Origin of the sequence: Pseudarthrobacter sp. NPDC055928, assembly GCF_042270935.1 — a bacterium.
Lineage (GTDB): Bacteria > Actinomycetota > Actinomycetes > Actinomycetales > Micrococcaceae > Arthrobacter.
In genome coordinates this window covers 17,683-29,809 of the sequence record NZ_JBHJZH010000026.1, presented here as the reverse complement: position 1 = coordinate 29,809, position 12,127 = coordinate 17,683, and the positions used below count along the sequence as shown (strand labels likewise).

Sequence of the window (12,127 nt, the reverse complement as noted above, 5' to 3'; positions counted from 1 at the left end):
GTCGGCACCTGCGTAAGGTGCCGACGTCGGGCTTTGTTGGTTGCTGTCCTGGCTTGGTGCTAGGCGATTCCCGAGCCGCTTTCCGCTGCCAGTTGGCGTTCGGCGGCTTCCACTACGTTGGTCATCAGCAGCGCCACGGTCATCGGGCCGACTCCCCCGGGGTTCGGCGAAATCCAGCCAGCTACCTCGGCAGCGGCGGGATCGATATCGCCGTGGACCTTGCTCTTGCCCGTCTCAGGGTCACTTTCACGGGTGACACCGACATCGAGCAGGGCCGCTCCCGGCTTCACGTCCGCAGCCTTGACGATGTGCTTGACACCCGCCGCACCCACAATGACGTCCGCCTGCCGCAGCAGCTCCGAAAGGTTCTCGGTGCCAGTGTGCGTCAGGGTCACGGTGGCGTTGACGGCCCGCCGGGTGAGCAGGAGGCCGATTGAGCGTCCGATGGTAACGCCGCGGCCCACCACCACCACGTGTTTGCCGGCGAGGCTGTAGCCGTTGCGCTCCAGGAGCTCGATGACGCCGCGGGGCGTGCACGGCAGCGGCGAAGTGATCTCGCCATTGACGTTGAGCACCAGCCGGCCGAGGTTGGTCGGGTGCAGGCCGTCGGCATCCTTGGCGGGGTCGATCCGCTCGAGGATGGCGTCGGTGTCCAGGTGCTTGGGCAGCGGCAGTTGCACGATATAACCGTGGCAGGCGGGATCCGCATTGAGATCATCAATGAGGGCCTCGACCTGCGCCTGGGTGGCATCTGCCGGAAGCTCACGCTGGATCGAGTTCATCCCGATTTCCACAGACTGCTTGTGCTTCATGGACACGTACAGCTGCGAGGCCGGGTCCGCTCCCACCAGCACCGTGGCAATGCCCGGAGTGACGCCGTGGGCTTTGAGGGCCGCGACACGCTCCGTCAGCTCGGATTTGATGGCGGACGCGGCTGCCCTGCCGTCAAGGATCTTCGCGGTCTGCACCATGGATGGGGTTACCACTGCTCGTGCTGCGGGTAGAGCGGGAAGTCGGCGGCGAGCTTGTCCACGCGGGACTGCAGGGCCTCGACGTCGGTAGCCGTGCCGGCCTTCAGTGCGGTGGCGATGATCTCGGCCACCTCAGTGAACTCCTCGGCGCCGAAGCCGCGGGTGGCCAGTGCCGGGGTGCCGATGCGCAGGCCGGAGGTGACCATCGGCGGGCGGGGGTCGAACGGAACGGCGTTGCGGTTCACGGTGATGCCCACGGAGTGGAGGAGGTCCTCGGCCTGCTGGCCGTCCAGCTGGGAGTTGCGCAGGTCAACGAGGACCAGGTGGACGTCGGTGCCGCCAGTAAGGACCGAGACGCCGGCTTCGGCGACGTCGGCCTGGTTGAGGCGGTCGGCGATGATCTTGGCGCCTTCAAGGACGCGCTCCTGGCGCTCTTTGAATTCCTCGGTGCCGGCGATCTTGAAGGCGACGGCCTTGGCTGCGATGACGTGCATGAGCGGACCGCCCTGCTGGCCCGGGAAGACGTTGGAGTTGAGCTTCTTGGCCCACTCCTGCTTAGCCAGGATCACGCCGGAGCGGGGACCGGCGAGCGTCTTGTGCACGGTGGAAGTGACGACGTCGGAGTAAGGCACCGGGCTCGGGTGCAGGCCTGCGGCAACCAGCCCGGCGAAGTGTGCCATGTCGGTCCAGAGCAGCGCACCCGCTTCATCGGCGATGGAGCGGAAGGCTGCGAAGTCCAGGTGGCGCGGGTAGGCGGACCAGCCGGCAATGATGACCTGCGGCTTTTCGGCGATGGCCTGCTCGCGCAGCTTGTCCATGTCCACGCGGAAGTTGTCCTGCTCCACCTGATAGGCGGCGACGTTGTACAGCTTGCCGGAGAAGTTCAGCTTCATGCCGTGGGTCAGGTGGCCGCCGTGCGCCAGGGACAGGCCCAGGATCTTGTCACCGGGGGTGATCATGGCGGAGAGTGCTGCGGCGTTGGCCTGTGCGCCGGAGTGCGGCTGGACATTGGCGTACTCGGCGCCGAACAGTGCCTTGACGCGGTCGATCGCCAACTGCTCGGCGACGTCCACGTATTCACAACCGCCGTAGTAGCGGCGGCCCGGGTAGCCCTCGGCGTACTTGTTGGTCAGGACGGAGCCCTGGGCTTCCATCACGGCGCGCGGGGCGAAGTTTTCCGACGCGATCATTTCCAGGGTGCCGCGCTGGCGGCCAAGTTCCTGGTCGAGGACTGCGGCGATTTCGGGATCGAGCTCGGCCAGCGACTGGTTGCTGACTGCGGCTGTAGTGGTGGCGGTAGTAGTCACGAAAAACTCCTGGCTAGGGATACGGGCACTGCTAAGGTCAGGCTACCGGCTGGCGCACGCCGCCGCCGCTTGATGACAGGGCGTGAAAGTGCGTGCTGTTTCCCGGCAGGGTTGCAGCACTTGTCCGGCAAGACATGACCCTCGGCCCAGGCGTACGATCCGTGGTCTTCGTGATTGCCGCTCCCTGGTGGTTAGCCACCCAACGCCAGTTGCGACTGAACAAGACTACCAAATGCGGCACGTGGGCGCGGGTAGGCTGGTAGGCGTGAGTAATGAGCAGCTGAACCAAGCGTATGTAGTAACCCTGTCCTGCCCGGACCGCCCCGGAATCGTGCACGCCGTGGCCGGTGCCCTTCTGGTGGCAGGCTGCAATATTACGGACTCGCAGCAGTATGGCAGTCCGGCCACCGGAAACTTCTTCATGCGGGTGGAAGTCACGACGACGGCCGCCAAGTCCGAGCTCCAGTCAGTGCTTGAGCCGGTGGTCGAGGCTTTCGGGATGCAGTGGAGCCTCAACGCCGTGGACCAGAAGGTGCGGACCCTGCTGATGGCCAGCACGTCAGCCCACTGCCTCAACGACATCCTCTTCCAGCAGCGTTCCGGCACCCTCCCCATCGACATCCCCGCCATCGTCTCAAACCACCAGGACCTCGCCGGGCTGGCCGAGTTCTACGGCATTCCGTTCCACTACATTCCCGTCACGCCTGACACCAAGGCCCAGGCCGAGGACAAGCTGCGGGCCATCATGGCCGAACACGACATCGAACTGACGGTGCTGGCCCGCTACATGCAGATCCTTTCGGACGACCTTTGTGCCGAACTGACCGGCAAGGCTATCAACATCCACCACTCATTCCTGCCCTCCTTCAAGGGCGCGCGGCCATACCACCAGGCCCATGCCCGCGGCGTGAAACTGATCGGAGCCACGGCCCACTACGTCACGGCCGCGCTGGACGAGGGGCCGATCATCGAGCAGGAAGTGATCCGGGTGGACCATGCCCGCACACCGGAGCAGTTCGTGCAGATGGGCCGGGACGTCGAAGGCCGCACGCTGGCCCAGGCAGTCCAGTGGCATGCTGAGCACCGGGTGCTGCTGGACGGCAACAGGACCGTTGTCTTTAACTAGGGGATTAAACTAGCGGAGCGGAGGCAGCCATGGTGCCTGGCAGGGAGGACCCCGGCAGTGAGCAGCGCCTCGCCGAGTTCTACAACCGCCGTGCCGCGTCCGGTTGGGATCATCCCCTGTCTCCACGGCGCGTGGAGGCACGCGAACGATTCATTGACCTGCTTAAGTCCGAAGGCCGCCACGACGTCCTCGAAATCGGCACTGGCCCAGGCCAGGACGGCCTGAAATTTGTCCAGGCCGGTATCCGTTACACCGGTGTTGACCTCGCCGAGGAGCACGTCCGTCAGGCCCGCTCCAAGGGCCTGGACGTCTCTGTCGCCAGCGCCCGGCGGCTGCCCTTCGCCGATGGCGCCTTTCCTGCTGTCTGGTCCATGAGCACGCTCCTGCACATCCCCGCTGCTGACATCGACGGCGTCCTGCGTGAACTGGTGCGCATCGCGGCACCCAACGCTCCGATCGCCGTCGGCCTCTGGTCCGGTGCTGACGAGGAGGTGCTGAACCCCGAGGACGACCTTGAATCCCGGCGGTTCTTCAGCCGGCGCAGCGACGAAACGGTTCGGAAGGTTTTCGGACGGCACGGAACCATCGAGGACTTTGTCACCTGGCCGGAGGGCACGGGCGAGGAATCCGGCCCCGGCGCGGGGAACTGGACGCAGCACTACCAGTTCCTCATCCTCCGCACCCCACCCGCCCCAACTAAGTAGCAGCAGATGTCGTTTTGAGCGCTGAAAACGACATCTGCTGCTACCTAGTTGGGGTGGGGGATGTCCTAGGCTTGGGCCATGGCTCCCCTATACGATTTCGCCGGCGCGTCACCGGCCGTCCACGACTCCGCCTTCATCGCCCCGACCGCATCGATCATTGGCCAGGCCACCCTCGCCGAGGACTCCAGCGCGTTCTACGGTGTCTCCGTCCGGGCGGACACCGCAACCATCAGCGTGGGGGCCGGAAGCAACCTTCAGGACAACGTGGTGCTGCACGCTGACCCGGGATTTCCTTGCAGCGTTGGAGCAGGAGTCAGCGTGGGGCACGCCGCCGTCGTCCATGGCTGCACCGTGGAGGACGACTGCCTGATCGGCATGGGGGCAACCGTGCTCAATGGCGCGGTGATCGGCACCGGCTCGCTCGTGGCGGCCGGCGCCGTCGTGCTGGAAGGCACTGTAGTGCCGCCGCGGTCACTCGTGGCCGGGGTTCCCGCCAAGGTGCGGCGGGAACTCACCGACGAGGAGTTCGACGGCGTGAAGCAAAACGCCGCCCGCTACGTCGAACTGGCACGGGCGCACCGGGAACTGCACGGCTAATCTCCACCCGCCCGCCCCAGGACACGCAATCGGTGTGGGGACGCCCAAAAACGGGTGTCCCCACACCGATTCTGCGTCCTCAGGCTGTTTCTGCGTCCTCAGTCCAGGCTGATCGGCCCCATGGCGTCCAGGAGCTCACCCGGACCCGGGTTCCCCGGAGCCGATGAACCGCCCAAGTGGTTCACCACTCCCCACACGGCGTTCAAGCCGGTGGTCACGGCGCCTTCGGCCCAGCCCGCGGTGAAGGACACATCGTCACCGGCGAGGAAGATCCCGCGCTGGCTTTCGGGCAGCTTGTCCTGCTTGAAATGCGTGAACAGCCGCTGCTGGTAGCGGTAGTGCCCCGGCAGGTTTGCCTTGAAGGCCCCCATGAAGTTGGGATCGGCCTCCCAGGAAACCGTGATGGGCTGGCCAACGATGTGGCTGGCGATGTCCACTCCCGGGTAGATCTGCTCCAGTGAATGCAGCATCAGTTCAACGCGCTCGTCCGCATCCAGAGCCAGCCATTTCAGCGCGTCATCATTCCAGGTGTAGGACAGCAGGATCACGGCTGGCTTGTCCGGACCGTCATCCAGGAGGTAGGTGGCCCTGTTCAGCCGGTCCGTCAGGGTCATCGACAGCACCTCACGGCCTGTGTCCGGATCCACGTCCTTCCAGAACGGCCGGTCCACCATCACAAACGTCTTGGACGACTGCATGTAATGGGAGCGCTCGATCGCGGTCCACAGCTCGGCGGGGAACAGTGCCTCCTCTGTGTGGATGCGCGTGGAGAGCAGCCAGGACTGGCACGTGGTCACCACAGCCGGGTAGCTGGCCTCCCGGCCCCAACGCTCCCGGATCCGGAGGCCTCCGTCGGAATCGCGGCTGATCCTGCCCACAGCCCCGCGGGGCGAGCCGGAGTGAAGGGAAGCCAAGGACGTGCCGTCCGGCCAGTGGGCCATGCCCGACGGCGCGTGCTGCCATAGTGCCTCGGGCAGCCGTTGCGCTCCCCCGCTGATGAGCCGGTGCTGGTCATCGGCGTCCGTGTAGACCACACGGAGGATTTCCAGGATGGAGTTGGGGAAGTCTGTGTCCCAGCCGCCGGTGCCGAAGCCCACCTGGCCAAAGGCTTCACGGTGCGCAAAACCGGCTTCCTTGAAGGACTCGCTCCCGGCGATGAAGCCATAGAAGGTCTGCTCGTCCATGAGCGGCAGCAGCTCGTTCCACAGGTCCTTGATCCGGCCGGTGTCCCGCGCCCGGATGGCTTCCTGCATTTCAACGAACTTGGCGCCGTCGTTTACCGCGGCCTTCCAGGCATCCGCCACCTCGCGGAAGAACGGCGGCAGGTCCTGGGCGGTCTCGGCGTAGTGCTTCTGGCCAGCCAGTTCGATGACCGTGCTCGAGGTGACGGGCGCCAGCGGGTTGGGGAAGTCCTGGGTTTCCAGCCCCAGCAGGTCCACGTAGTGGTAAAACGCCTTGCCGGACACGGGGAACCGCATCCCTCCGAGGTCGGCCACCACGCCGGGGGCGGAAGGGAAGCTGGCTGTGCGCAGGCGCCCGCCGATCCTATCCGCTTCGTAGACAACGGGGCGCAGCCCCAGCTTCATGAGCTCGTAGGCCGTGACGAGGCCCGAGAGCCCTGCGCCCACAACTGCCACTTCGGTGCCATAGAGCTCCGGCGGAACCGCTCCGAGGCCTGCGGGGTGGGCGAGATAGTGGTCGTAGCTGAACGGAAAATCGGGGTTCAGCATGGTGATAGGGCCGGCCTGGGTGCTGGACGGGTCAGAGGCCGGGAGTTCGGTGGCGACGGTCATGAAAGCTCTGCCTTCTTGGGTTCGGGGGTGGACAGCGTTGAAGATTCCGGGCGGCTTCGCTCACGGTATTCCTCCTGGCTCAGCGCCGCCACCCTGGAGTTCCGGCGGCCGTAACCGAAGTAGGCCGCCACGCCCACCAGCATCCAGATTCCAAAGGTCACCCAGGTGTCGGCTCCGAGGTTGGCCATGAGGTAGGCGCACATCAGGGCGCCGAGGAGCGGGGTCAGCGGGAACAGCGGGACGCGGAAGGTGCGCTCCAGTTCGGGCCGGGTGCGTCGCAGGTAGATCACGGCAACGTTGACCAGGGCAAAGGCGAACAGTGTTCCGATGCTGGTGGCGTCGGCGAGGGCACCGAGCGGGACCAGCCCGGCGGTGAGGGCGACGGCGATGCCCACCAGGAGCGTGCCGGCCGCGGGGGTGCCGGTCCGGGGTGAGACGCGGCCGAAGATCTTCGGGATGAGGCCATCGCGTGACATGGAGAGCAGGATGCGTGTCTGGCCGTAGAGGACGGTCAGGACGATGCTGGCGATAGCCAGGACGGCACCCACTGCAAAGACCAGTGCGATCCAGGGCTGGCCGGTGGTTTCCTCCAGGATTTTCACCAGGGCCGCCTCGGTGCCGTCGAACCATCCCCACGGCCGGGCGCCGATAGCTGCGACGGCCACGAGGACGTAGATGGTGGTGACGATGACCATGGAGAGCATGATGGCGCGGGGCAGGTCCCGCTTCGGGTTCCGGGCCTCCTCGCCGGCGGTAGACGCGGCGTCGAAGCCGATGTAGGAGAAGAACACACGGGACGCGGCGGCTGAGACTCCTGCGGCACCCATCGGCAGGAGCGGTTCGAAGTTGCCCGCATTGAAGGCGGTGAAGGCCACGGCGCAGAAGAAGAGGAGGATACCCACCTTGACCACCACGATGGACGTGTTGATCCAGGCGCTTTCTTTGGCGCCGCGAACCAGCAGGATGGTTGCCAGCACCACGATGACCATTGCAGGAATGTTGACCAGGCCGCCGTCGCCCGGGGGCTGGGAGACGGCGTCGGGCAGGACCTGCCCGAACACGGCCAGGGTCTCGTTCACGTACTGGCCTGCCCCGACTGCCACGGCCGCGACCGAGACGGCGTACTCAAGGACCAGGCACCAGCCGCAGATCCAGGCCATGCCCTCGCCCATGGTGGCGTAGGTGTAGGAGTAGCTGGACCCGGCCACGGGGACCATGCCGGCCATTTCTGCGTAGGAGACGGCGGAGAGGAGGGCGGCGAACCCCGCGATGGCGAACGAGATCCAGATCGCGGGCCCAGCCAGCGGAACGGATTCGCCCAGGATTACCAGGATGCCGGTTCCCAGGGTTGCGCCGACACTGATCATGGTCAGCTGCAGGACCCCGAAACTGCGGACCAGTTTCGGTCCGCCCTGGCCACTTTCGGCTTCACTGACCATTTGGCCGATCGGTTTCCGGCGCAGCAGTTGCGCGCCCAGTCCGGGACGGCCGGCTGCGCGGCCCGTGGCCTGTCCGGAGAGTGTTGGCACAGTCATCGTTGACGTCCGTTCGTGAGTAGTTGGTGGGTTTCCCTCACCCAGCGTAGGGGTGTGAGCCGCATCTCAGGGATGTGCAAAGTGACCTATAGTTTTCAATCATGAGACGTAATGCACCAAACCAAAGAAGCGGTGGATACTGTGGCCAGGGGTCCGTTCGTGCAGCCTGAGGCGGCGGAACGCCTGGATGCCGTAACGCTGGGAGAGTTTCTGGCCGCACTCCCGGCGGACCTCGCGGTCCTTCACGATGCCGGCAATGGCGGTGCGCCTTTGCGCTGGGTGGAGCCCAGCGAACTGGAGGATCCCACGCCATATTTGCTGGATGGGGAGTTCGTCCTGACGGCGGGGCGGCCGTTCCTTGACGACGGCGGAACGAAGGAGAGTGCGGAAGCCTACGTCCGGCGGCTGGTCGCCGCGGGAGTCGCAGCCCTGGGGTTCGGGCTGGAGCCGTATTTCGACGCCGTCCCGGAGCGGGTGCGCTCAGCGTGCCGAAGGCACCAGCTCACCCTGGTGCAGATCCCCAGCAGCGTACCCTTCGCTGCCATCGGCCTGGAATTCTCCCAGCTCCTGGAATCCGGAAATGCACGGGTCTTCCGTCAACTGGCTGACACCAACCGGCAACTGATGCGGGCCGTGCTCTCTGCCAGGCCCGAGCATGAACTCCTTGCTGCACTGGCCCAACGGGTCCCGGTGTGGGCCCAGCTTTTCGGGGCCGATGGCCGGGTGCGGGCCCGGGCGGCAGCAACCGGGACCGGCGGGACCAGCCCTGCCGCCGCCGTCGAACATTCTGCACTGCAACCCTTGCTGAAGCGCCTGCTGGCCGGCACGGGCCCACGGGTGGAGACGGATTCGTTTCCGGCGGACGGTCCGGTCCTCGTCTTCGGCCATCCCCTCCGGAGCACCAAGGACGCCACCCTCGGAGCCCTCATCCTGGGGACGGACAAGCCACTGACCCCGGCGCAGAACAGCGTGGTCTCCTCGGTGGTGGGGCTGCTCGAACTGCTCGTGCGCCAGCGGACCAGCGGATCGCTCGCTCCCAGCCAGCTGGCAACAGCCCTGCTGCTGCATCCGGAAAGCCTGACCGCCGGTTCAGCCCGGCAGCTGAACGTACTGCGGGACCTCCTGGCGCAGAGCGTTTCGGGAACCAGGTCCGGAGCTGTCCGCGTGATCCAGGGCGTGCGGGCGGACGGCTCAGCGCCGGCTTCGGCGGATGGCCCTGTCAGGGAGCTGCTGCAATGGCGAAGGCTGTTCGACACGAAGATGGTGGAGCTGACGGACTACGGATTTGCCGCCGTGACCCGGTTCAAAGTGGACGACGCCCTGCTGCATGAGGTGGAGGGACTGGGCTGGCGCCTGGTAGTGGGCGATCCTACGGACATGGCGGGCCTTCCGGCTGCCTACCAGCGTGCCGCGTCAGTGCGGCCCCGCGTCAAGGCCAGCGGAGAAAGCGTGCGCGTGGATGAGGTGACGTGGTCAGTCACGGGACTGTTGGGCCGCAGCGCCGGCAGCATGCTCGCAGCACGGCTGCTGGAACCGGTTCTGGCACAGGAGCCTGACCGCCGCAGCTCCCAGCTCAATGTCCTGAAGTCATGGCTGGGTGAAAACGGCAACTGGGATGCCACAGCCAAGGTCCTCGGCTTGCACCGGAACAGTGTGCGGCGCCAGATCAACGCCCTGGCCGAGCTGCTGGCCATGGACCTTAGCTCCGCCCAGGTGCGGGCTGAACTCTGGATTGCCCTGCAGTACGTTGACGCACTCGAGGCCGGGACGCCTCAAACACCCCAGGACCGGTAGAGCTCCGGTCGGCGTTCACGGAGGTAGGGCACCACGTTGCGGGCTTTCCGTGCGGCGTCCGGATTCACTTCGGCATACAGGAGACCGGCCTCAGGTCCCGCCGTGGCCAGCAGCGATCCGTCCGGTCCGGCGATGACACTGCCGCCGAGGAAGTCGCAGCCTTCCTCGGTTCCGGAATGGTTGGCATAGGCGATGGTCAGCTGGCTTTCGAGCGCTCGGGCCCGCAACAGGACCTGCGGAACCGTGTCGAAGCCGTGCGCCAGTGCGGTAGGAACCAGGAGCAGCTCTGCCCCACCCAGCGCGGCAGCCCTGACCGTTTCCGGAAATTCCACGTCGTAACAGATCACCATGGAGGTCTGGAAGCCGTTGAAATCCACGACGGCGGGACCCGCCGCCGCCGGGCTGAACGCCGTGCGCTCGTCCTCGCCAAAGAGGTGCACCTTGGCGTAGCTGAGCAGCTCAGACCCTGCGGCGTCCAGCAGTGTGGAGGTGATGTGCCAGCTGCCCTCGTCCGCAACTGACGGCAGGCTGTACACCAGGGCTATTCCGCGCCGACGCGCGATGGCGCTCAGCGCTTCCTTGATTGCGGGAAGCCTCGCGGGGTCCAGCTCCGCTCGAACCCGCAGCGGCGCGTAGCCCACGGGAAACAGTTCAGGGGTTACCAGCACGGATGCGCCGGCCGTGGCGGCCTCCACCGCGGCCGCATCCAGGGCGGCGCAATTTGCCTCAATGTCGAGTACGCGGGCGTTTGCCTGCATCAGGGCCAGCAGCACCTTTACCACCTCACAAGATCGGGACGGCCACATGAAGGAGTGCGTCCGCTTTTTCCAGCCTAGCCATCGACCGCAGGGCCATTTGGGGCCAATTGCACCGGTGGGGGCCTTCGGACGGACGGATCGTCCCGTTCTTGCGGGCCCGCCGGCGGACCGCTTGCGTTAACTTCTTGACTACAAGAGTCACCATAGGGCAATCTTCTTTGCATGTCCGCAACACCGCGCTCGACGAGGAGCAACCCCAAAAACCCAGGATCCCAATCCGCCCTGAGGCAGTTGAACCAACAGCGGATCATCGAGACCCTGATGGGCGGACCCGCCACCCAGGCCGAGCTCGCCAGGCAGACAGGCCTGTCCACGGCCACCGTCTCAAACATCGTCAAAATCATGCAGGATTCGGGGCTGGCATCGACCGAGCCCATCACCAGTTCCGGGCGCCGGGCGCTGAATGTCAGATTGAACAGCAACGGTGCCGTCGCCGTCGGAATCGACTTCGGCCGCCGGCACCTCAGGGTGGTCCTGGCATCGCTCAGCTACCACGTCATCGCGGAGGAATCCGTGATGCTGCCACTCGGCCACCAGGCCGAGGAAGGCATCCAAGCGGCGGTGGTCCTCCTTGAAAAACTGATGCGGGAAAGCGGAGTGGACCGGAGCGCAATCGTGGGTGCCGGCGTCGGAATTCCCGGGCCGATCGACCGCCGGACCGGAACCGTGGCGCAGGGTGCCATCCTCCCCGAATGGGTGGGAATCAACATTCTCCAGCACCTCGAGGACACCCTGAAATTCCCCGTGTATGTTGACAACGACGCAAATCTGGGCGCCTGGTCTGAAGTGACCTGGGGGCCTCACACGGGGGTCGAAAACCTGATGTTCCTGAAGATCGGATCGGGCATCGGTGCGGGCCTGATCCTCAACGGCGCGCCCTACTACGGCAACGTCGGAATCACTGGTGAAATCGGCCACGCCACCATCCATGAGCAGGGCCTCGTGTGCCGGTGCGGGAACCGCGGATGCCTCGAAACCATCGCATCCACCACCACCATGATCGAGCTCCTCAGCCGCCGCGAGGACAGGCCCCTGACACCGGCGGACATCGTCAGTAAGGCCCTCGCCAAGGATCCGGCAACGCTCCGCGTCGTGGACGATGCCGGCCTGGCAGTGGGGCGGGCGCTAGGCAACGTGGCCAACCTCATCAACCCGGAAGTGATCGTGGTGGGCGGGCCCTTGGCCGGCCTTGGCAGCCTCCTCCTGGACCCCATCAGGCGGGGCCTGGTGCGCCATGCCGTGCCCGTCATCGGCGAGACAACCACACTCACAATGTCATCCCTCGGGGACCGCGCCGAAGCTCTCGGGGCGGCCGCGCTGGTCTTCCAGTACGCCGGGATCCGGCGTTCCCAGACCGACTAGATATCGGGAGGTTGCGTTCAAGACTTGACGACAACGGCTGTGATCCAGTTTACTTTTTCATCAGACGGCCCCGCGGTTTGCGGGGCGGACAACGAAGTCATCATTGGAGGCGTAAGGGCA

The 12,127-nt window shown here is 65.8% G+C and carries 10 protein-coding genes; 5 read left to right on the top strand and 5 right to left on the bottom strand.

The window, feature by feature from the left end; genetic code table 11:
* Positions 1 to 59: 59 nt before the first annotated feature.
* Both ACFC25_RS21520 and glyA read right to left on the bottom strand, forming a co-directional pair.
* Positions 60 to 971 carry a bifunctional methylenetetrahydrofolate dehydrogenase/methenyltetrahydrofolate cyclohydrolase gene (locus tag ACFC25_RS21520; protein ID WP_376048939.1) on the bottom strand — a complete coding sequence of 304 codons (912 nt, stop codon included), beginning with the start codon at positions 969 to 971 and terminating at the stop codon, positions 60 to 62.
* Positions 972 to 979: 8 nt separating this feature from the next.
* Entirely contained in the window at positions 980 to 2,278 is a 1,299-nt protein-coding gene (gene glyA / locus ACFC25_RS21515) for a serine hydroxymethyltransferase (RefSeq protein WP_376048936.1), read from the bottom strand.
* A 265-nt stretch (positions 2,279 to 2,543) separates the two neighbouring features.
* Here glyA and purU point away from each other — a divergent pair, with 265 nt between their 5' ends.
* The 3 genes from purU (at position 2,544) to ACFC25_RS21500 (ending at position 4,705) form a co-directional block, all read left to right on the top strand.
* Positions 2,544 to 3,404, top strand: a complete 861-nt coding sequence (gene purU, locus ACFC25_RS21510) for a formyltetrahydrofolate deformylase (protein ID WP_337346690.1) — start codon at positions 2,544 to 2,546, stop codon at positions 3,402 to 3,404.
* Between the two features lie 29 nt (positions 3,405 to 3,433).
* Positions 3,434 to 4,108 (top strand): class I SAM-dependent methyltransferase, encoded by a 675-nt coding sequence (locus ACFC25_RS21505; protein ID WP_376048933.1) that lies wholly within the window; start codon positions 3,434 to 3,436, stop codon positions 4,106 to 4,108.
* Positions 4,109 to 4,186: 78 nt separating this feature from the next.
* Complete coding sequence (locus ACFC25_RS21500) at positions 4,187 to 4,705, top strand: gamma carbonic anhydrase family protein (RefSeq protein ID WP_337346692.1); 519 nt, start codon at positions 4,187 to 4,189, stop codon at positions 4,703 to 4,705.
* Between the two features lie 98 nt (positions 4,706 to 4,803).
* Here the strand turns inward: ACFC25_RS21500 and ACFC25_RS21495 are convergent, their stop codons facing one another.
* Complete coding sequence (locus ACFC25_RS21495) at positions 4,804 to 6,498, bottom strand: flavin monoamine oxidase family protein (protein ID WP_376048930.1); 1,695 nt, start codon at positions 6,496 to 6,498, stop codon at positions 4,804 to 4,806.
* Entirely contained in the window at positions 6,495 to 8,033 is a 1,539-nt protein-coding gene (locus ACFC25_RS21490) for an amino acid permease (RefSeq protein WP_376048927.1), read from the bottom strand. Before ACFC25_RS21490 ends, ACFC25_RS21495 begins: the two co-directional genes overlap by 4 nt.
* 111 nt (positions 8,034 to 8,144) lie before the next feature.
* Here ACFC25_RS21490 and ACFC25_RS21485 point away from each other — a divergent pair, with 111 nt between their 5' ends.
* Positions 8,145 to 9,827, top strand: coding sequence for a PucR family transcriptional regulator ligand-binding domain-containing protein (locus ACFC25_RS21485; protein WP_376048924.1), 1,683 nt, complete (start codon positions 8,145 to 8,147; stop codon positions 9,825 to 9,827).
* Here ACFC25_RS21485 and ACFC25_RS21480 read toward each other — a convergent pair.
* The gene (locus tag ACFC25_RS21480) at positions 9,806 to 10,600 is read right to left on the bottom strand and encodes a nitrilase-related carbon-nitrogen hydrolase (protein ID WP_376048922.1); all 795 of its coding nucleotides are present in this window, start codon (positions 10,598 to 10,600) and stop codon (positions 9,806 to 9,808) included. The genes ACFC25_RS21485 and ACFC25_RS21480 overlap by 22 nt on opposite strands.
* 207 nt (positions 10,601 to 10,807) lie before the next feature.
* Between ACFC25_RS21480 and ACFC25_RS21475 the strand changes: the two genes are divergently transcribed.
* On the top strand, positions 10,808 to 12,007 hold the full coding sequence (locus ACFC25_RS21475) for an ROK family transcriptional regulator (RefSeq protein WP_337346697.1): 1,200 nt from the start codon (positions 10,808 to 10,810) through the stop codon (positions 12,005 to 12,007).
* Positions 12,008 to 12,127: the final 120 nt, after the last annotated feature.